17 protein-coding genes are annotated in these 18,886 nt (G+C 68.4%); 11 read left to right on the top strand and 6 right to left on the bottom strand.

Annotated features, from left to right (window positions below; all coding sequences use genetic code 11):
* The 3 genes from VGE49_RS09290 to VGE49_RS09280 form a co-directional block, all read left to right on the top strand.
* The coding region (locus VGE49_RS09290) for an Rne/Rng family ribonuclease (RefSeq protein ID WP_331034279.1) at positions 1 to 2,242 on the top strand (2,242 nt) is incomplete at its 5' end.
* A 54-nt stretch (positions 2,243 to 2,296) separates the two neighbouring features.
* On the top strand, positions 2,297 to 3,721 hold the full coding sequence (locus VGE49_RS09285) for a M48 family metalloprotease (RefSeq protein WP_331034278.1): 1,425 nt from the start codon (positions 2,297 to 2,299) through the stop codon (positions 3,719 to 3,721).
* 30 nt (positions 3,722 to 3,751) lie between these two features.
* Entirely contained in the window at positions 3,752 to 4,558 is an 807-nt protein-coding gene (locus VGE49_RS09280; protein WP_331034277.1) for a DsbA family protein, read from the top strand.
* Positions 4,559 to 4,612: 54 nt separating this feature from the next.
* Here the strand turns inward: VGE49_RS09280 and VGE49_RS09275 are convergent, their stop codons facing one another.
* From VGE49_RS09275 to thiS, 3 genes are all read right to left on the bottom strand, one after another.
* On the bottom strand, positions 4,613 to 6,307 hold the full coding sequence (locus tag VGE49_RS09275) for a tetratricopeptide repeat protein (RefSeq protein WP_331034276.1): 1,695 nt from the start codon (positions 6,305 to 6,307) through the stop codon (positions 4,613 to 4,615).
* Between the two features lie 75 nt (positions 6,308 to 6,382).
* Positions 6,383 to 7,171: a thiazole synthase gene (locus VGE49_RS09270; RefSeq protein ID WP_331034275.1), complete on the bottom strand. Its 789-nt coding sequence runs from the start codon at positions 7,169 to 7,171 to the stop codon at positions 6,383 to 6,385.
* Between the two features lie 195 nt (positions 7,172 to 7,366).
* Entirely contained in the window at positions 7,367 to 7,564 is a 198-nt protein-coding gene (gene thiS, locus VGE49_RS09265) for a sulfur carrier protein ThiS (protein ID WP_331034274.1), read from the bottom strand.
* Between the two features lie 168 nt (positions 7,565 to 7,732).
* Between thiS and VGE49_RS09260 the strand changes: the two genes are divergently transcribed.
* The 5 genes from VGE49_RS09260 to aat all read left to right on the top strand — a co-directional run bounded on the left by VGE49_RS09260 (position 7,733) and on the right by aat (position 11,528).
* On the top strand, positions 7,733 to 8,338 hold the full coding sequence (locus tag VGE49_RS09260; protein ID WP_331034273.1) for an HAD-IA family hydrolase: 606 nt from the start codon (positions 7,733 to 7,735) through the stop codon (positions 8,336 to 8,338).
* A gap of 148 nt (positions 8,339 to 8,486) precedes the next feature.
* A complete protein-coding gene (aroQ, locus tag VGE49_RS09255) occupies positions 8,487 to 8,960 on the top strand; it encodes a type II 3-dehydroquinate dehydratase (protein ID WP_331034272.1) in 474 nt (157 codons plus the stop codon).
* Positions 8,961 to 8,973: 13 nt separating this feature from the next.
* On the top strand, positions 8,974 to 9,468 hold the full coding sequence (gene accB / locus VGE49_RS09250) for an acetyl-CoA carboxylase biotin carboxyl carrier protein (RefSeq protein ID WP_331034271.1): 495 nt from the start codon (positions 8,974 to 8,976) through the stop codon (positions 9,466 to 9,468).
* Between the two features lie 8 nt (positions 9,469 to 9,476).
* The gene (gene accC / locus VGE49_RS09245; RefSeq protein ID WP_331034270.1) at positions 9,477 to 10,829 is read left to right on the top strand and encodes an acetyl-CoA carboxylase biotin carboxylase subunit; all 1,353 of its coding nucleotides are present in this window, start codon (positions 9,477 to 9,479) and stop codon (positions 10,827 to 10,829) included.
* Positions 10,830 to 10,832: 3 nt separating this feature from the next.
* The gene (aat, locus tag VGE49_RS09240) at positions 10,833 to 11,528 is read left to right on the top strand and encodes a leucyl/phenylalanyl-tRNA--protein transferase (protein WP_331034269.1); all 696 of its coding nucleotides are present in this window, start codon (positions 10,833 to 10,835) and stop codon (positions 11,526 to 11,528) included.
* On the opposite strand, the gene VGE49_RS09235 is transcribed toward aat, so the two are convergent.
* Together VGE49_RS09235 and VGE49_RS09230 are read right to left on the bottom strand one after the other, a co-directional pair.
* A complete protein-coding gene (locus VGE49_RS09235) occupies positions 11,495 to 12,184 on the bottom strand; it encodes a DUF2155 domain-containing protein (protein ID WP_331034268.1) in 690 nt (229 codons plus the stop codon). The two genes, aat and VGE49_RS09235, sit on opposite strands and share 34 nt — an antisense overlap.
* On the bottom strand, positions 12,181 to 12,573 hold the full coding sequence (locus VGE49_RS09230; RefSeq protein WP_331034267.1) for an NADH:ubiquinone oxidoreductase subunit NDUFA12: 393 nt from the start codon (positions 12,571 to 12,573) through the stop codon (positions 12,181 to 12,183). Before VGE49_RS09230 ends, VGE49_RS09235 begins: the two co-directional genes overlap by 4 nt.
* Before the next feature lie 218 nt (positions 12,574 to 12,791).
* Between VGE49_RS09230 and VGE49_RS09225 the strand changes: the two genes are divergently transcribed.
* From VGE49_RS09225 to VGE49_RS09215, 3 genes are all read left to right on the top strand, one after another.
* Positions 12,792 to 15,479, top strand: coding sequence for a TSCPD domain-containing protein (locus VGE49_RS09225; RefSeq protein WP_331034266.1), 2,688 nt, complete (start codon positions 12,792 to 12,794; stop codon positions 15,477 to 15,479).
* Between the two features lie 59 nt (positions 15,480 to 15,538).
* Positions 15,539 to 16,030, top strand: a complete 492-nt coding sequence (locus tag VGE49_RS09220) for a pentapeptide repeat-containing protein (RefSeq protein WP_331034265.1) — start codon at positions 15,539 to 15,541, stop codon at positions 16,028 to 16,030.
* Between the two features lie 65 nt (positions 16,031 to 16,095).
* A complete protein-coding gene (locus VGE49_RS09215) occupies positions 16,096 to 16,992 on the top strand; it encodes a pentapeptide repeat-containing protein (RefSeq protein ID WP_331034264.1) in 897 nt (298 codons plus the stop codon).
* Positions 16,993 to 17,061: 69 nt separating this feature from the next.
* Here the strand turns inward: VGE49_RS09215 and aspS are convergent.
* On the bottom strand, positions 17,062 to 18,886 hold a 1,825-nt coding region (gene aspS / locus VGE49_RS09210), incomplete at its 5' end, for an aspartate--tRNA ligase (RefSeq protein WP_331034263.1).

The following is an 18,886-nucleotide window of genomic DNA, read 5'->3' as shown; positions in this document are numbered from 1 at the left end:
GCAGGTCGTCAAGGACGAGCGCGGCGCCAAGGGCGCGGCCCTGACCACCTGGCTGTCGCTGGCCGGCCGCTACTGCGTCCTGATGCCGAACACCGGCAAGGGCGGCGGCATTTCGCGCAAGATCACCAACACCTCGGACCGTCGCCGCCTGAAGGCCGCCGCCTCGGCGCTGAAGGTGCCGCAGGGCATGGGCCTGATCATCCGCACGGCCGGCGCCAAACGCACCAAGGCCGAGATCAAGCGCGACTACGAATACCTGCTGCGCCTGTGGGAGACGATCCGCGAGACCACGCTGAAGTCGAACGCCCCGGCCGTCATCTACGAAGAAGAAAACCTGGTCCGTCGCGCGGTGCGCGACATGTACGACAAGGACTTCGACGGCATCCAGGTCGAAGGCCTGGAAGGCTTCAAGGAAGCCCGCGACTTCATGCGCGTGCTGATGCCGTCGCAGGCCAAGAAGATCCACCTCTATCAGGGCTCCAAGCCCCTGTTCGCCGCCAACGGCATCGAGGAGCTGCTGACGCAGATCCACCAGCCGGTCGTGCCGCTGAAGTCGGGCGGCTATCTGGTCATCAACCAGACCGAAGCCCTGGTCGCCATCGACGTGAACTCGGGCCGCTCCACCAAGGAGCGCAATGTCGAGGCCACCGCCACCAAGACCAACCTGGAAGCCGCCGTCGAGGCCGCCCGCCAGCTGCGTCTGCGCGACCTCGCCGGCCTAATCGTCATCGACTTCATCGACATGGATGAAGGCAAGAACAACCGCGCCGTCGAAAAGGCGCTGAAGGACGCCCTGGCCAAGGATCGCGCCCGTATCCAGATGGGCCGCATCTCGGGCTTCGGCCTGATGGAGATCAGCCGCCAGCGTCGTCGCCTGGGCGTGATCGAAGGCGCCACCGAGGTCTGTCCGCACTGCCAGGGCGCCGGTCGTATCCGTTCGGCGGAAAGCGCCGCCCTGACCACCCTGCGCGCCGTGGACATCGAGGCGGGCCGCAACGGCGCCGGTTCGGTCAACCTGCGCGTCTCGACCGCCGTCGCCCTCTACATCCTGAACCACAAGCGCAGCTATCTGCAGCGCCTGCTGGAGCAACGCGGCCTGAACGTCGTCATCCAGATCGACGACAGCCTGGCACAGGGCGAGCACGCCATCGAGCGCACCGCGACCAACGAGGACTTCATTCCGGTCGTCACCCACATCTCGGCCGCCGAGTTGGATGACGGCTTCGACGACAGCGCCTTCGACCATGAGGACGAAGACGAGGAAGACGAGGTCATCGAGGGCGACGACGAGGACGAATCCGACCTCGAGCGCGAAGACAGTGACGACGACGAGGCCCGCGAACGCGCCGAACATCACGACGGCGAAGGCCGCGGCCGTGGCCGCCGTCGCCGTCGTCGCGGCGGTCGCCGGGACGAGGAAACCGCCGACGAATCCGGTTCGGCCGACGTGGTCGCCGCCGACGACGAGGACGACGACAGCGAGGCCGGCCGTCGCCGCCGTCGCGGCCGTCGCGGCGGTCGCCGGATGCGTGAGGACGGCGAACGCGACGCCTTCACCTGGGTGCGCGGGCGCACGCCGTCGCTGGACGATCCCTACGTCTGGTTCGACCCGATCAATCCCGCCCCGCGCAGCGAACGCGCCCCGGTCGAGGCTTCGGAAGCCCGCGACGTCGAAGCCGTCGCCGGTGAACGTGGGGAAGGCGAACGCGCCGAGCGCGAAGGCGGCCGTTCGCGCCGCCGTCGCGGTCGCGGTCGCGGTCGTGATCGCGGCGGTCTGCCCCACGAGGCCAAGGTCGAGGACCGCGCCGTCAACGAGGGCCTGCCCCCCGTCGGCTCGCCGGACACCCCGATCGCCACGATCGTCCCCGCCGAGGAAACGGCCGCCGACGCGCCTGAACCCGTCGCCGAAGCCGTCGAGGCCCCCAAGCGTCGCCGCGTGCGTCGCAAGGCCAGCGCCGACCTCGCCGCCGAAGCCGTGATCGAAGCCCCGGTTGAAGCTGAAGCCGAAGCCGTCGCGATCCCCGCCCAACTGGACGTGGAGCCTGTGGTCGCGGCCAAGGTCGAGGCCGCCATCGAACAGGCTCTGGCTCCCGAGCCGGAACCCACGCCCGAGCCTGTCGTCATCGCCGAGCCGGCGCCCGCGCCGACGCCCGAAGTCGATGTGGCCGCCATCATCGCCGAGGATCCCAATCAGATCGTCGCACCGCCCGCCAAGCCCAAGCGTGGCTGGTGGCGCCGTTGATCGGACACGATTAGGCTTGAAGACACGGGGGAGACTGTCGCTCTGGAGCACGCCATGACCAGGCTTCCCCGTGTCGCATCACGTGTCGCATCCCGCATCCTCGTCTCCGCCACGGCTGCCGTGGCGGTGCTGGCGACGGCGGGATCGGCCTCGGCCCAAAGCCTGATCCGCGACACAGAGGTCGAGGGAATCATCCGCGAATGGTCCGACCCGGTCTTCACGGCCATGGGTCTGGAGCCGTCCGAGGTCGAAGTCCTGCTGGTCAACGACAACGAGTTGAACGCCTTCGCCACGCGCGGGCGGATCATGGGGCTGAACACCGGCCTGATCCTGCAGACCAAGACCCCCAACCAGCTTCTGGGCGTGATCGCCCACGAGGCCGGCCACATCAAGAACCGCCACACCCTGCGCGACGGCGCCCAGAACGCCGGCATGCAGCCGATGATCATGACCATGGCGCTGGGCGCCCTGGCCGCGATCGCCGGCGCGCCGGACGCGGGCGCGGCGCTTCTGGCCTCCAGCCAGTATTTCGGCACGCTGGGCGCCCTGCGCTACATGCAGAGCCAGGAGGGCGAGGCCGACATCACCGGCGCCCGCGCCCTGGAACGCGCCGGGGAATCCGGCAAAGGCATGGTCGAGTTTTTCGAGAACTTCCGCGCGCAGGAAATCTTCTCGGACCAGCGCCGCTATCCCTATTTCCGCAGCCACCCGCTGTCGTCGCAGCGCATCGAGGCCCTGCGTCGCCCGGTCGAGGCCGCCCCCCACTACAGCCATCAGGACAGCCCCCAGCGGATGGCCCAGCACGCCCTGGTTCTGGCCAAGATCCACGCCTTCATGGACGCGCCGAACGCGACGCTGCGGGACTATCCGTCGTCCGACACCTCCCTGCCCGCCCGCTACGCCCGGGTCATCGCCTGGTATCGCGACGGTCAGACGCAGAAGGCCCTGGACGCGGCGGACGTGCTGCTCACCGAGCAGCCCGACAATCCCTACTTCTGGGAGCTGAAGGGCCAGATCCTGTTCGAGGAAGGCCGTCCAGCCGAGGCCATCGGCGCCCATCAGAAGGCCGTCGAGTTGAAGCCTGATGCGCCCCTGCTCAAGATCAACCTGGCCCACGCCCTGATCGAGACCAATGACGCCGCCAATCTGGACGCCGCGATCGACCAGTTGAAACGCGCCATCGCTCAGGAGAAGGACAACACCCTGGCCTGGCGTCTGCTGTCCCAGGCCTACGCCAGTCAGGGCAAGGAGGGCGAGGCGCGGCTGGCCTCGGCCGAGTACTGGTTCGCCCTGGGCCGCACCGAACAGGCCACGCAATTCGCCATGCGCGCCCGCGACATGCTGGACCGCAACTCCATCGAATGGCGCCGCGCCACGGATATCGTCTTCGCCTCCGGCGCCTCGCAGAGAGACATCGACGACGCCGAGCGCCGCAACGAGCAGCGCAACAGTCGCGGCGTCATCCTGCCCAACGGCTGACGCCGCATTATTTCCGATATCGAGACCTTCATGACCGACGACGCCCGCCCCGACGCCCCCGAGACCCCGACGCCCGTCGCCCCGAAAGGCAGCGCCCTGTCGTCGCTGTCCGGCAAGACGCTGGGCGGCGCGGCCCTGGCTGTTTCGCTTCTGGCTCTTGGAGTTTCAGCCGCGCCCTATCTGACCGGCGGCGATTTCGGCGGACGCGTGCGCGCCTACCTGATCCAGAACCCGCAGGTGCTGGACGAGGTGCTGGCCGCACGTCAGGCCCACGAAGAGCAGTCGCGCGTCCAGACCATCAACGCCGCCGTCAAGGCCAACCCGGCCCTGCTGGCCGCCGACGCGCGCGACCCCAGCTTCGGCCCCGCCGACGCCAAGGTGACGGTGATCGAGTTCTTCGACTTCCGTTGCCCGGGCTGCAAGGCCGTGGCCCACGACTATCGCGCCCTGATGGCCGCCCATCCCGAGGTCCGCTTCGTCTTCAAGGACTGGCCGATCCTGGACCGTGGAGACGACGTCACCTCGCAATACGCCGCCCGTGCCGCCCTCGCCGCCCATCAGCAGGGCAAGTATCTGGAGGTCTACGACGCCCTGATGACCGAGCGCGCCCTGGACCGCGCCGCCATCGACGGCATCCTGGCCGCGCACGGCGTCGACATGGCCAAGGCCCAGGCGGCCATCGCCTCGCCCGAGATGACCCGCCACGTCACCGACATCCACACCGTCGCCGCGACCCTGGGCCTGCAAGGCACGCCGACCTTCTTCATCAACGGCAAGGCCAGCGCCAGCATCGAACCGGGCGAAGTCGCCAAGATGATCGAAGCGGCGAAGCGTTAAACACTGCCGCGAGTATCTGAGTTTGAACGCGATCGCGTCCAAACTGTTTTCGCTCTAAGCCGCCGCCAGCGTCCGTTCGCCGCCGATCCATTCGACGTTGGCGCGTCGCATCGCCTCGGCGGCGGCGGCGGCGTTCCCCAGCGTCTTCTCGGCCTCGGCCAGAACGAAGTAGCTGTAGGGATCGCTGGGCCAGTCCTTCAGCAGGTCCTCGATCTTGGCCTTGGCCCCGGCGGCGTCGCCGCTGGCCAGCAGGGCCGCCGCCAGACTGCGGCGCGTCGGATACCAGATAATCGGCGGATCGCCGCCCTCGTCGTCCATGGCCTGAATTTGCGCGGCGCGGGTGAAGGCGGCGACGGCGGCGCTCGCATTGCCCTCGATCATGGCCGCGCGGCCTTCCAGAATGCGCTGGGACAGCTCGGTGAAGACCGCCCTCTGCTCGGCCATCGGCCCGGTGAAGGGCGTGGCTTCGCGCAAGGCCTTGATGGCGTTCGCCTCGGCCCGAACGACGGCGGCGTCGCCCGCTCTCGCCGCCGCCTCGCCTCGCGCATAGCGCCAGCTGATCCTTAGCAGCGGATGGGTCGCCGGCGGCTCCTTCAGCGCCGCGACCTGTTCCGGCGCGCCGAAACGGCCGTAGAGGGCGTAGGCGTTGTTGGCGACGATCTGACGCCAGTAGTCCTGGGCGCCGATGTTCGGATAGGTGGTCAGGAACCAGTCGGCGAGCTTCAGCCCCTCCTCGCCGCCCCCGGCCATCAGGGCGCCGCCCATGCCGAAGTGGATGTTGTGGGCGTGCAGGCGCATCGCCGGCACCCCGCCCGGCGGCTTGGCCAGGGCGTCATAGCGCCGGTCCAGCGCCACAGCGTTGACGTTGGACATCATGGCGTCGCGATAGCGTCCGACGCGGTAGTAGGTATGCGACGGCATATGCACCAGATGACTGGCCGCCGGGGCCAACAGGGCCAGCCGCTCGCCATAGGGAATGGCCTTGTGCGGGTCGTCCGACCATTCGGTCAGATGGATGTAGAGGTGGATCGCGCCCGGATCGTTGGGATTCCTGGCCAGCGCCTGTTCCAGCAGGCCCATGGCGCGTGGGATGGCCGGATCAGCCGCCTTGCCCTCATCGTCCCACCATTCGTCGGCGGCCAGCAGCCAGGCGTCGGCGGTGATATTGGCGATGGCGACGTCATCGGGATTCTGACGCGCGATCCGGTCCATGCGCCGGGCGAAGCGGTCGGCGCGACTCTTTTCCGAGCCGGAATAACGCTGGATCAGGGCGTCGATCATCTGGCGCTGAACCGGCGTGGCGTCGCGGGCCAGACGGCGGGCGTCGCGGGCGGCCTTGTGCGCCGCCTCGATCGAGGCCTTGTCCTGACCCCCGCCGTTCAGATTGGGGCCGATGGCCCAGGCCTCGCCCCAGGCGCACATGCCGCAAGACGGGTCCAGCGCCCGCGCCTTGCGGAAGGCCCGCACCGATTCGGTATGCTCGAACGCCCAGCGCAGCCGCACGCCGTGGTCGAACCAGGCCTGGGCCTCAGGATTGGCCGTGTCGATCTTGAACCCGCCGGTTCCAAAGCCATCGACCATGACGATGTCGCCGGTCGGCGCAGCCTCAATGGCCGAGCCGACGGGGCCGCAGACCTGGGGCTGCTCCAGCAGGTCGCGCACGGCCTTGTCCGCCGTCGCGTCCGCCACCGCCATCGGCCCGATCATACAGGCCGCCATGGCCGTGCAGGCCATCAATCCGAAACGCATCATCCCTCTCCCGCTGTCACCGGAAGAGTGCGCGCCAGAGCCTGAGGCCGCAAGCGGCCTCAGCGTCGCAATAGCCTAGATCAGGCCCGCCAGCGGCGACGACGGATCAGCATAGAGGCGCTTCTTCATCCGCCCGGCCAGATAGGATTCCCGCCCGGCGATGACCGCGTGCTTCATGGCGCTGGCCATCAGCAGCGGGTCGCGCGCCTCGGCGATGGCGGTGTTCATCAGCACGCCGTCGCAGCCCAGCTCCATGGCGATGGCGGCGTCCGAGGCCGTGCCGACGCCCGCGTCGACCAGCACCGGCACCTTGGACTGCTCGACGATCAGGCGGATGTTGATGGGGTTCTGCACCCCCAGGCCCGAGCCGATCGGCGCGCCCAGCGGCATGATGGCCACCGCGCCGGCGTCCTCCAGCTTGCGCGCATAGACGGGGTCGTCGGTGCAATAGACCATGACCTCGAAGCCCTCGGCGGTCAGCAGCTTCAGCGACCGCAGGGTCTCCTCCATGTCGGGGAACAGGGTGCGCTGGTCCGACAGAACCTCCAGCTTCACCAGGGTCCAGCCGCCCGCCTCGCGCGCCAGACGCAGGGTTCGCACCGCGTCCTCGCCGGTGAAGCAGCCCGCCGTATTGGGCAGGTAGGTGTATTTCTTGGGATCGATGAAGTCCGTCAGCACCGGCTGGTTCGGATCCGTCAGATTGACCCGGCGCACCGCCACGGTGACGATCTCGGCGCCCGAAGCCTCGGCCGCCGCCGCGTTCTGGGCGTAGTCCCGGTACTTGCCGGTGCCCACGATCAGGCGCGAGTTGAAGGTGCGGCCGGCGACGGTCCAGCTGTCGGTGCGGGGGGCTGTATCGGTCATGCCCCTGACCTAGCGCCGCCGTGCGCCGGGGGGAAGCGCCGTTGCCGGATTTGATAACCCGCGCCCCACCCTTCCGCTCATCCCCGCGGAGGCGGGGACCCAGTAAGAACCCCATCCTCCCCCCTGGGCCGTCAGGCTTGTCGCCAAAGAACTGGGTCCCCGCCTCCGCGGGGATGAGCGGGTTTTAGGGAAACGTCACCCGCCCCCGACGAACTGCACCAACTCGATCCTGTCGCCCTCAACCAGCGCCGTTTCGCCGTGCAGCGAGCGCGGCACGATCTCCAGATTGCGCTCGACCGCCACCTTCCTGGGGTCCAGCGACAGCTCCTGAACCAGGCCCAGAATGGTCGTGGCGGCGGTGCCCCGCACCTCGCCGTTGACTTCGATACGCAACTGTTCGCTCCAAGGGTGCACGAGGAGGCTGACCTCTCTCCAGTGGCGTCGATAATGGGGCTTCGAACCAGAGACATCAAACCCCTGCGTCGATGACCGCCCCCTGTTGCGGACGGTTTGCAAATCAGCACACTGACGCCTTCTTTGACGGGATGGGCTGCGACGCTGATGAAACCGGCCGTGTTGATGGTGGATGTCGATGGCGTGGTGGTCCGCCACCCCGACCCATCAGGCTGGTCCGCGCGCATCGAAGATGATCTGGGTGTTCCGCGCCTGGCGCTGCAAGCTCGCTTCTTCAAACCGTGGTGGGACGACGTCGTTCATGGTCGCGCAACGCTTCGGGACAGATTGACGCCCGCGCTCGCGGAAATCGCGCCGCATGTCAGCTGTGATCAGTTGATCAGCTACTGGTTTGAAGGCGACGCCCACCTGGATGACGCCCTGCTGTTTCAACTGGCTGAGGTTCGGGGCTCAGGGGTTCCGCTGCATCTGGCCACCGTTCAGGAGCATGAACGCGCGTCCTATCTGTGGAATGCGCTCAGGCTTTGCGGCCGATTTGACGACATCCACTATGCCGCGCAGCTCGGCGTTTCGAAGCCGTCACAAGATTTCTACGCGGCAGTCGAGCAGCGTGTGGCTCTGCCCGCCTCGGCCATCGCTTTCATCGACGACACCGAGAAGAACGTCGAAGCCGCAATTGCGCGCGGGTGGCGCGCGGCGCTTTGGACACCCGGTGCCACACTCAGGAGTCTCATTCCGAAACTGTACGACTAGCCCCAACCTCCGCTTTCCTCCCTGCTCCGCCCGCCCCATCCCTGCCGCGGCGTCAACCTTTTCACCCACCCGCTTTGCGCCGCGCCACACCTGAGCTACAACGCGCGCTCGATTCCGCGCGGACACGGCGCGCCTGTTTTGCGAGCGAATGCCCGAAACCCTCACCCTGTATGTCCTGAACGGGCCCAACCTGAACCTTCTCGGGGTTCGGGAGCCGGACATCTATGGCCACGAGACCCTGGCCGACGTTCAGGCCATGTGCGAGGCGGCGGCCGACGGCGCGCGCGTGGTGTTCAAGCAATCCAATCACGAAGGCCAGCTGGTCGACTGGATCCATGAGGCGCGCCTTGAGGCCAGCGCCCTGGTCATCAATCCGGCGGCCTTCACCCATACCTCGGTGGCCCTGCTGGATGCGCTGAAGACGCTCAGCATCCCCGTCGTCGAATGCCACCTGTCGAACCCCGCCGCGCGCGAGGACTTCCGGCGTCATTCCTATGTTTCGCTGGTTGCGACCGGCGTCATTTCGGGCTTCGGCCCCCACAGCTACGAACTGGCCGTCAAGGCCGCCCTTCGGCTTGCGCGGGAACGCGCCAAGGCCGGGGCTCGTTCGCCCAAGATCTAAAGAGAGACGCAACATGTCCGACGACAAGCACAAGAACGAAGGCATCGACGCCGGCCTGATCCGCAGCCTGGCCGACATCCTGAACGAAACCGACCTGACCGAGATCGAGGTCGAGCGCGGCGAACTGCGTATCCGCGTCGCCCGTGAAGTCACCATGACCGCCGCCGCGCCGATCCAGTACGCCGCCGCTCCGGCCCCGGTCGCCCACGCCGCACCCGCCGCTGCTCCGGCCTCCATGCCGTCGGACCCGGCTGCCCTCGTTTCCCGCAAGGGCGAAGAGGTGAAGTCGCCGATGGTCGGCACCGCCTACCTGCAACCCTCGCCGGAAGCCCCGCAGTTCGTGAAGCCGGGCGACAAGGTCAAGAAGGGCCAGACCCTGCTGATCGTCGAGGCCATGAAGACCATGAACCCGATCCAGGCGCCGCGTGACGGCGTCGTGTCGGAAATCCTGGTCGGCGACGCCCAGCCGGTCGAGTTCGGCGAAGCTCTGGTTATGCTGGAAGCCTGAGACCCGATATGTTCACCAAGGTCCTGATCGCCAACCGCGGCGAAATCGCCCTGCGCATCCACCGGGCGTGCAAGGAGATGGGCATCTCCACCGTCGCCGTGCACTCCGAGGCCGACCGCGGCGCCATGTGGGTGCGCCTGGCCGACGAAAGCGTCTGCATCGGCCCCGCGCCGGCGGCCAAGTCCTATCTGAACATCCCGCAGATCATCGCGGCGGCGGAAATCACCGGCGCCCAAGCGATCCACCCGGGCTACGGCTTCCTGTCGGAAAACGCCCGCTTCGCCGAGATCATCGAGGCCCACGGCCTGACCTTCATTGGTCCCAAGCCCGAGCATATCCGGGTCATGGGCGACAAGATCACCGCCAAGAAGACGGTTATGGAAGCGGGCATCCCCGTGGTCCCCGGCTCTGACGGCGAGGTCGAAACTGTCGAGGCCGCCATCGAGGCGTCCAAAACCATCGGCTTCCCGCTGATCGTCAAGGCCGCCGCCGGCGGCGGCGGTCGCGGCATGAAGGTCGCCCTGACCCCCGATGATCTGGTCGAGGCCGTGCAGACGGCCCAGACCGAGGCCAAGGCCGCCTTCGGCAACGGCGCCGTCTATATGGAGCGTTACCTCCAGAAGCCCCGCCACATCGAGATCCAGGTCATCGCCGACAGCCACGGCAACGTCGTCCACCTGGGCGAACGCGACTGCTCGCTGCAACGCCGTCACCAGAAGGTGCTGGAAGAGGCCCCCTCGCCCGCCCTGTCGGCCGAGGGTCGCAAGAAGATCGGCGAGACGGTCAACAAGGCCATCGCCGCCATCGGCTACCTGGGCGTCGGCACCATCGAGTTCCTGTGGGAAGACGGCGAGTTCTTCTTCATTGAGATGAACACCCGCCTGCAGGTCGAGCACCCGGTCACGGAAATGATCACGGGCGTCGATCTGGTCCGCGAACAGGTCCGTATCGCCGCCGGCCTGCCGCTGTCCTTCACCCAGGACGACATCCATTTCGAAGGCCACGCCATCGAGGTGCGGATCAACGCCGAGAACGCCGAGACCTTCACCCCGTCGCCGGGCACCATCACGGATTTCCACGCCCCGGGCGGCCTGGGCGTGCGTCTGGATAGCGCCATCTACGCCGGCTATTCGATCCCGCCCTACTACGACAGCCTGATCGGCAAGCTGATCGTCCACGGCCGCGACCGCGAGGAGGCCCTGGCCCGCCTCAAGCGTTCGCTGAACGAGATGGTCATCGGCGGCGTCGACACCACCATTCCCCTGTTCCAGAAGCTGTTGGCCGAACCCGACATCCTGTCGGGCGACTACGACATCCACTGGCTGGAAAAATGGGCCGCCGCCCAGAAGGCCAAGGCCTAAGGTTTGGACGAACCCGAGTTCAGCGCCAGCAGCCCCTCCAGTGTCTTCGGAACCGAGGAGTTGCTGGCCTGCTACGCTCGCGGCGTCTTCCCGATGGCCGAGGCGCGCGACGATCCGCGCGTCTTTCTGGTCGAGCCGGACCAGCGGGGCGTCGTACCGCTGGATCGCTTTCATATCCCCGCCCGTCTGCGCCGCACCGTCCGGAGCGAGCCGTTTCAGGTGCGGGTCGATACGGCCTTCGACGCCGTCCTGAACGCCTGCGCCGCGTCGGCCGCCGGGCGTGAGGACACCTGGATCAATGATCCGATCCGATCGCTATATCTCCAGCTGCATCTGCGCGGCTACGCCCACAGCATAGAGTGCTGGCGGGATGAGGTTCTGGTCGGGGGCCTTTATGGCGTGACCCTGGGCGGCGCCTTCTTCGGCGAGAGCATGTTCAGCCGGGCGCGCGATGCGTCCAAGGTCGCCCTGGTGCATCTGGTGGCGCGGCTGCGGCAGGGCGGCTGGGGTCTGCTGGACGCCCAATTCCTGACCGAGCACCTGAGCCAGTTCGGCGCCGTCGAGACGCCGCAGGCGGCCTATCTGCGGCTGCTGAAGCCCGCCCTGCGTCTGACGCCCGACCAATCCGTCCTGACCGCGCCCATGACCGGCGCACAGGCCGTGGACTACGCCTTACAGCCGATCACCCAAGCGTCGTAGATCGGGTGCTGCAGGCCGCTGACGGCGGGCGACGAAGCAAACATCCAGCCCTTGAAGATCTGGCGCGCCTCGGTCGGCACGGCGATGCCGCGCGGTTGAATCCCGACCTCCAGATAGGCGATGGCGTCCTCGGTCTGCTCGTCCGAGGCGGACACCTCGCAGGCGCGGGCGCTGAAGATCAGGGTCTTGTTGAAGCGCACCGGACGCCCCCCGACCTCGACCTCGAACTTCATCGATTCGGCCGTGACCTTGTCGATGGCCTGAATGATGGCCACAGGGCGGCGCTGGCGGCGGCCCGGAACGGCGGCGGGTTCAGTCGCCGGTTTCGGAGCCTCGGCCTCGGCTTCCGGCGGAACGTCTTCCTGAACGGCTGCAATCTCGGCCTCAGGCGTCACCACGATCCCGGGCGTTCCGGGCGCGGCGGTCGGCCCGGTCGAGGGCGTCGTAGAGCCTTGCGCGGACGTCGCAGGGGTCTGCGGCGCCGTTGCGGGCGGGTTTTGAGGCGCACGATTGGTGTCCCGCAGCAGATCGCCCACTGTATCCTGAACCGGAACGGCGTCCTGCGGCAGATCCATCAGGGCGCTGGTCGTGCCGGCGCCCGCGACCGCCAGTCCCGCTGCGGCCACGCCGACAAGCAGGAGGCGGCGTGCGGTCATTCCGGGCTCCAGGCCTGATAGTCGCCGGTGGCGGCGGGACGCTTGCCCTCGTTGGCCAGCGAACCCTGCGGACGCCACGCCATCGGCGTGCCGGTCAGGTTCGGCAGGTGGTCCTTTTCCCAGGCGCGACGCGGCAGCGGCTTCTCGGCCGGCGATTCGTCATAGGTGTAGCGCAGCCAGCCCTGCCATTCCGGCGGGACCTTCGACGCCTCGGCGTAGCCGTCATAGATGACCCAGCGACGCTTGCGGCCGTCATAGCTGACGTTGTCGCGCGACTGGTAATAACGGTTGCCGAACTCGTCCGTGCCGACCAGCTGGCCGCGTTTGCCGACGGTGAACAGGGTGCCGATCGTGGCGCCGTTCCACCAGGTGAAGATCTTGCTCAGCACGTCGTCGAACTCACTTGAATTCCACCGCCCGGGGAGGTCCGGCGGCGCAGCGCGATCATAGAAACCGCAGCCGCCCGCGTCCAGCCCGCGCGCGGAACCGGACGCCGCCGCTCATCATCAACATCTTGGGGGTAAACCGCCTTCTGCACCCAAGATTTATTGAAACGCCCTCGGAGGCGTCGTTAATGTCGCGATCAGGACACGCGCGGAGACGTCTGATGCGCATCAAGCCCCGTTTCGCCGCCCTCGCCGCCGCCGTGGCGCTGGAGCCCCGTCTGATCGAACGCCCCGGCGTCATGGCGCCGACTTTGGCGCCCGCCGCCTGGTCCGACGCCCGCGTTGAAGCCTGGCTGGACTGGGCCGAAGCCCTGTCGACCGACCTGCCGCAAGACGCCGCCGCTCTGGACGATCACGCCGCCTGGCTGGACGGCGCCGCCGACCGCTGGGCGCACCGCCTCGGCGCCTGGGGGCGCGCACAGGGCGTGTTCCCGACCGCATCGGCCGCCGCCGTCTTCGCTGAGGAGTTGTCGGCGTCCCTTCTGCTGGGACTGGCCGCGCCGAGCCTGGTCCTGAACGATGGGGTTCGCCCCGACGGCGCGGGCGGTCACGCTCCCGGCGCCGCCTTCATTTCCCTGAGCGAGCCCGGCGCAAGACGCCGCCTGGCCGATCTGACCGCCGCCCGACGGGGCGAACGACTGGCCCAGCGCGCCGCCGAGGCCCTGTCCGATGCCTTGCGCGCCGTCGCCGACGCCGTGGACCGCTGCGAGGGCCCGCGTGAGGCCTGCGCCGATCCCGTCGCCAACCCCGCCTTGGCCCGCGCCGCCCTGATCGCCCGCCGCTGCGGCGCGAGCGACGCCGACATCGTCCGCGCCGCCGAGGGCGAGAGCCCGGCCGTCTCCCTGCCCGCTCGGCCCGTTCGCGCTGTGACGCCTGTGCTGGCCCCGCGCGACAGCGTCGCCTCGGGCGGCCCCGAAGCCCTGGCCGTAGGCGAGGCGGCGCTGGAGGGCGGCCTGGCTCTGACCTTCAACCCCCGCGACGCCGAAGCCCTCGCGGACGCCGGGGTGGAAGCGCGCGCCGCCTTGCACCTGCCCCTGCTGGCCACGCTGGCCGGCGACGCCTTCGACGAGGCGCTGGACGACCTGGTCCGGCTCTGGGTCGTGGCTCTGGAGATCGAGACCGCCGTGGGCTTCTGCCCCGACGCCGCCTCGGCCCGCCGACGCGACGCCGCTCGCCCCATCGCCCTCGGCCTTTCCGGCCTGGCCGACTGGGCGGTGGCGACGAATGCAGAGGACACGAAGACCCTCGCCGCCTCCATAGGCGCACGCATCTCGGCGGCCGCCGGCGCGGCCTCCAGCGAGTTGGCCGCCCGCCTCGGTCCCTGCGCCGAATGGGACGCCGTCAAGGACGAGGCGGCGGATCTGGCGACCCAGCGCGGTCAGGACGCCTCCTCCGTGGCGCGTCACGGCCGTCGCCATGCGGCCATCAGCCTGTTCGCAGCCGACGCCGAGATCGAGCTGCGCCTCGGCGCCTCGCCCTTCGCCGCGACCGACCTGTTCCAGACCGAGGACGGCGAGACCGAGCGTCGCCTGCGTCCCTCGCTGGCCCGCGCCATCGCCCGCGCCGGCGGCGACGTGGAAGACGCCGAGCGCCGCCTGTTCGGCCGCCGCACCCTCATGGGAACGCCGGGGCTCAATCATTCGGCCCTGCGCGACCTGGGCTTCACCGATCTGGAGCTTGAGGCGGTCGAGGGCGCGTTGGCCCGCACGGATCAGTTGTCAGCCGTCTTTGCGCCGCCTGTGCTGGACGCCGGCTTCATCGGCGACGTGCTCGGCCTGTCGGCGGAGGACGGCGGCGATCTGCTGCCGCGCCTGGGCTTCGACGACGCCGCCATTGAAGCGGCCCGCGCCGCCGTCTTCGGTCATGCCGACCTGTCCGGCTGGACCGCCGCACCGGATGTCCTGCGCGACCTGCTGGCGCGCGATCCCGCTGACTTCGAGGCCGACCTGCGCCGCGCGATCGAGCCGTTCAGCGACGCGCCGGACGCCGCGCCCGACCTGATCGACTGGCGCGCGGGCCCGCTTCAGGCCGCCCGGGTCCTGGGCCAGGCCGCCCGCGACGGCCGTCGCGCCGTCGTCCTGCGCCGCGCCGCGCCGCCCGCCGACTTCCGCCTTGACCTGCCCGAACCCGATGCGCCGCCCCAGCGTCGTCTCGAGCCTGAGGCCAAGACCGTCGAACGGGTGGTCGAAAAGGTCGTCGAGCGCGACCGCACCCGCCGCAAGCTGCCGGACCGTCGCAAGGGCTATATCCAGAAGGCGGCCGTCGGCGGCCACAAGGTCTATATCCACACCGGCGAATACGAAGACGGCGAACTGGGCGAGATCTTCATCGACATGCACAAGGAAGGCGCCGCCTTCCGCAGCCTGATGAACAACTTCGCCATCGGCATCTCGATCGGCCTGCAATACGGCGTGCCGCTGGACGAGTTCGTCGACGCCTTCGTCTTCACCCGATTCGAGCCGGCGGGCCGCGTCACGGGCAACGACTCGATCCGGTCGGCGACCTCGATCCTCGACTACATCTTCCGCGAACTGGGCGTCTCCTATCTGGAGCGTCAGGAACTGGCCAACGCCGAGCCCGAGGGACTGAACCCCGACGGCCTGGGCGCCGCCGCGACCAACGACGCCGAGCCCGTCCCGGCGGCGCGATTCATCTCCAAGGGGTTCGCGCGCGGCGCGGCGCCTGACAACCTCGTCGTCGTCCCGTTTGGACGCAAGGCCGAGACGCCGCGCCCCAATGCGCCCACCGAGGCGGTCGCCTGTCCCGAATGCGGCGACTTCTCGCTGCAGAATCGGGGCGGCGGCTGGGTCTGCGACACTTGCGGAGCGGCGCCGCAGATGCAGGGCTGATCCCGAGGTTTTCCGGCCCGCTTCTTGCTTGAGGGACGACAAAGCCCCGGAGCCTTCGCATGAACCGTCTCGCTATCGCACTCGCCGCGACCCTGATCGCCGCCTCCGCCGTGCCTGCGGCCGCCCAGAACGTATCGCAGATCAACCGCGTGCGCGGCGGCGCCAACTGCCCCGGCTGCAACCTGTTCCAGGGCGACTTTTCAGGCATGGAGGTGCGCGGCCTCAACCTGGCGGGCGCCCGCCTGCGTCAGGCCGATCTCAGCCTGACCGTGATGAACCGCACCCGCTTCTCGCGCGCCGACATGCGGGACGTGGAGGCCTACGGCGGCGTCTTTTCAGGCTCGAACTTCGCCGGAGCGGATCTGACCAACGCCAGCTTCGTCGGCGCCTATCTGGACGGAGCCGTCCTGTCCGGGGCGCGACTGAGCGGGACCAACCTGTCGGGCGCGCAACTGGGGCGCGCCGTCGGCCTGACCCAGGGCCAGCTCAATCAGGCCTGTGGAGATGAGGCCACGGTCCTGCCGTCGGGCCTGCGCATTCCCGCCTGTTGAGAGCCGCCTTCGTTACCACGATTTAAGTAGGGTTTTTCGGGCGATGGGCGCATCTAGGTAACGTGATGAAACGCTCGCTCGCCCTCCTCCGCCGCCTGGCGCCCGCAGCCGCAGCCCTGTCGGGCCTGCTGGTCGCCGCCCCCGCGCTCGCTGGCGTGGTGGACATGGCCCAGATGCAGGATCGCGACGTCGCCCGCATGGTTTCCCTGGGCGGCAGCTGCAACCGTTGCGAACTATCGGGCCGCGACCTGTCGGGCGCCACCTTCACCGGCGCCAGCTTCACCAACGCCACCCTGGTCGGCGCCACGCTGCGCGGGGCGGAACTGGTCGGCTCCAACTTCGCCGGCAGCGACTTCAGCCGCGCCGACATGCGCGGTGTTGAAATGCTCGGCGCCAACTTCCTCGGCAGCACCTTTGTCAGCGCCAACCTGACCGGCGCCGAAGCCACGGGCGCGAACCTGATCCAGACCAACCTTCAGGACGCCAACCTGTCCTCGGCGGAACTGAACGGCGTCAACTTCAACCGCGCCGTCCTGGTCCGCGCCAAGTTCAACAGCAGCGAGATGTTCGGCTCCACCCTGGCCAATGTCCGCGCCACGGGCGCCGACTTCTCCAGCGCCGAAATCAACGCCTCCAACCTGACCAACGGCGTCTTCGACCGGGCCTCGTTCCGCAACGCCTCGTTGGACAGCGCCCGCCTGACCGGCGCCAGTTTCGACGGCGCCAACTTCTCCGGCGCCTCAATGCGGCGGACCGACATTCGCGGCGCGGACCTGTCCGGCGCGCGCGGCCTGACCCAGGATCAGGTGCATGAGGCCTGCGGCGACGGCGCGACCCGCCTGCCCAGCGGCCTGACGGTGCGCTCCTGCGGCGGCATCCGCGTCATCCGCACCCCCTCGGCGCCGCCGGCGCCGCCTATCCCGCCGCGCCAGCGCAATCTGGTCATCGCCTCCGGCAACTAGGCGCGAATATCCAAAAAAAAGGGGCGGCCCTCGCGGGCCGCCCTATTCAATTCAGCGCCGCGACGCCGCCTACTTGAGCGGCAGGGCCGTGCGGATCGACAGTTCCTTGAGCTGCTTGTCAGCGGCCTCGGCCGGCGCGCCCATCAGCAGGTCCTGGCCCTGCTGGTTCAGCGGGAAGGCGATGACCTCGCGGATGGCGGTCTGATTGGCCAGCAGCATGACGATCCGGTCGATGCCCGGGGCCAGACCGCCGTGCGGCGGGGCGCCGAAGCGGAAGGCGTTCAGCATGCCGCCGAACTGCTCCTCGACCACCGAGGCGTCGTAACCGGCGATCTCGAAGGCCTTCAGCATGATCTCGGCCTTGTGGTTCCGGATCGCGCCCGAGCACAGCTCATAGCCGTTGCAGACGATGTCGTACTGATAGGCGCGGATGGACAGGGGGTCCTGGGTCTCCAGGGCCTCCATGCCGCCCTGGGGCATAGAGAAGGGGTTGTGGCTGAAGTCGACCTTCTTCTCTTCTTCCGACCATTCGAACATCGGGAAGTCGACGATCCAGCAGAATTTGAACTGCTCTTCGTCGACCAGCTTCAGCTCCGTGCCGACGCGGGTGCGGGCCAGACCAGCGAACTTGGCGAAGACAGCCGGATCACCGGCGGTGAAGAAGGCGGCGTCGCCCTTGCCCAGACCCAGAGAGGTCATCAGGGCCTCGGTCGGCTCCTGGCCGAGGTTCTTGGCGATCGGGCCGCCCCACGACTGCTGGTCGTCCGACCAGAAGATGTAGCCCAGACCCGGCTGGCCTTCGCCTTGCGCCCAGGAATTCATGCGGTCGCAGAAGGCGCGCGAACCACCGGTCGGCGCCGGAATGGCCCAGACAGCGTTCTTGGCGTCGGCGCCGAGGATCTTGGCGAACAGGCCGAAGCCGCCGTCGCGGAAGTGCTCGGACACGTCCTGCATCTTGATCGGGTTACGCAGGTCCGGCTTGTCCGAACCGTACCACTTCATCGACTGGGCATAGGTCAGGCGCTCGAAGCCCTTGTGCTCGAAGGTCTGACCGGAGTCGTTGGTGAAGACGTGGGTTTCGTCGATCGGCGAAACCGGCTTGCCCCCGCCGAACTCGTTGAAGACGCCATGCATCAGCGGCTCGATGGCGGCGAAGACGTCTTCCTGGGTGACGAAGCTCATCTCGACGTCGAGCTGGTAGAATTCCAGCGAACGGTCGGCGCGCAGGTCTTCGTCGCGGAAGCAGGGCGCGATCTGGAAGTAGCGGTCAAAGCCCGAGACCATCAGCAGTTGCTTGAACTGCTGCGGGGCCTGCGGCAGGGCGTAGAACTTGCCCGGATGCATGCGCGACGGCACCAGGAAGTCGCGCGCGCCTTCCGGCGACGAGGCCGTCAGGATCGGGGTCTGATACTCAAGGAAGCCCTGCTCGACCATCCGCTGGCGGATCGAGTGGATGACTTTGGAGCGCAGGACGATGTTCTTGTGCAGGGTCTCGCGACGCAGGTCGAGGAAGCGGTTCTTGAGGCGGATTTCCTCAGGATATTCCGGCTCGCCGAAGACCGGCAGCGGCAGTTCGGCGGCTTCCGACAGGACCTCGACCGACAGAACGCGCACTTCGATCTCGCCGGTCGGCAGGTTGGCGTTGGTGGTTTCGGCCGAGCGGGCCACGACTTCGCCGTCGATCTTGATGACGCTTTCGGCGCGCAGACGCTCGACGGCCTCGAAGCCCGGGGTCTCCGGGTGCAGCACCAGCTGGGTCAGGCCGTAGTGGTCGCGCAGGTCGATGAACAGCAGGCCGCCGTGGTCGCGCTTGCGGTGAACCCAGCCCGACAGACGAACATTCGCGCCCGCATCCGTCGAACGGAGGGCGCCGCAGGTATGGGTGCGATAGGCG

Source organism: Brevundimonas sp. (assembly GCF_036405315.1).
Lineage (GTDB): Bacteria > Pseudomonadota > Alphaproteobacteria > Caulobacterales > Caulobacteraceae > Brevundimonas.
The sequence above is the reverse complement of the archived record's forward strand: the minus strand, read 5'-3'. Positions and strand labels throughout refer to the sequence as shown.

Bases quoted from the DNA above. Each gene is read 5' to 3' on its own strand.
- VGE49_RS09285 (WP_331034278.1), top strand. From the start codon at position 2,297: ATGACCAGGCTTCCCCGTGTCGCATCACGTGTCGCATCCCGCATCCTC.
- VGE49_RS09280 (WP_331034277.1), top strand. From the start codon at position 3,752: ATGACCGACGACGCCCGCCCCGACGCCCCCGAGACCCCGACGCCCGTC.
- VGE49_RS09275 (WP_331034276.1), bottom strand. From the start codon at position 6,307: ATGCGTTTCGGATTGATGGCCTGCACGGCCATGGCGGCCTGTATGATC.
- VGE49_RS09270 (WP_331034275.1), bottom strand. From the start codon at position 7,171: ATGACCGATACAGCCCCCCGCACCGACAGCTGGACCGTCGCCGGCCGC.
- VGE49_RS09260 (WP_331034273.1), top strand. From the start codon at position 7,733: ATGAAACCGGCCGTGTTGATGGTGGATGTCGATGGCGTGGTGGTCCGC.
- aroQ (WP_331034272.1), top strand. From the start codon at position 8,487: ATGCCCGAAACCCTCACCCTGTATGTCCTGAACGGGCCCAACCTGAAC.
- accB (WP_331034271.1), top strand. From the start codon at position 8,974: ATGTCCGACGACAAGCACAAGAACGAAGGCATCGACGCCGGCCTGATC.
- accC (WP_331034270.1), top strand. From the start codon at position 9,477: ATGTTCACCAAGGTCCTGATCGCCAACCGCGGCGAAATCGCCCTGCGC.
- VGE49_RS09235 (WP_331034268.1), bottom strand. From the start codon at position 12,184: ATGACCGCACGCCGCCTCCTGCTTGTCGGCGTGGCCGCAGCGGGACTG.
- VGE49_RS09225 (WP_331034266.1), top strand. From the start codon at position 12,792: ATGCGCATCAAGCCCCGTTTCGCCGCCCTCGCCGCCGCCGTGGCGCTG.
- VGE49_RS09220 (WP_331034265.1), top strand. From the start codon at position 15,539: ATGAACCGTCTCGCTATCGCACTCGCCGCGACCCTGATCGCCGCCTCC.
- VGE49_RS09215 (WP_331034264.1), top strand. From the start codon at position 16,096: ATGAAACGCTCGCTCGCCCTCCTCCGCCGCCTGGCGCCCGCAGCCGCA.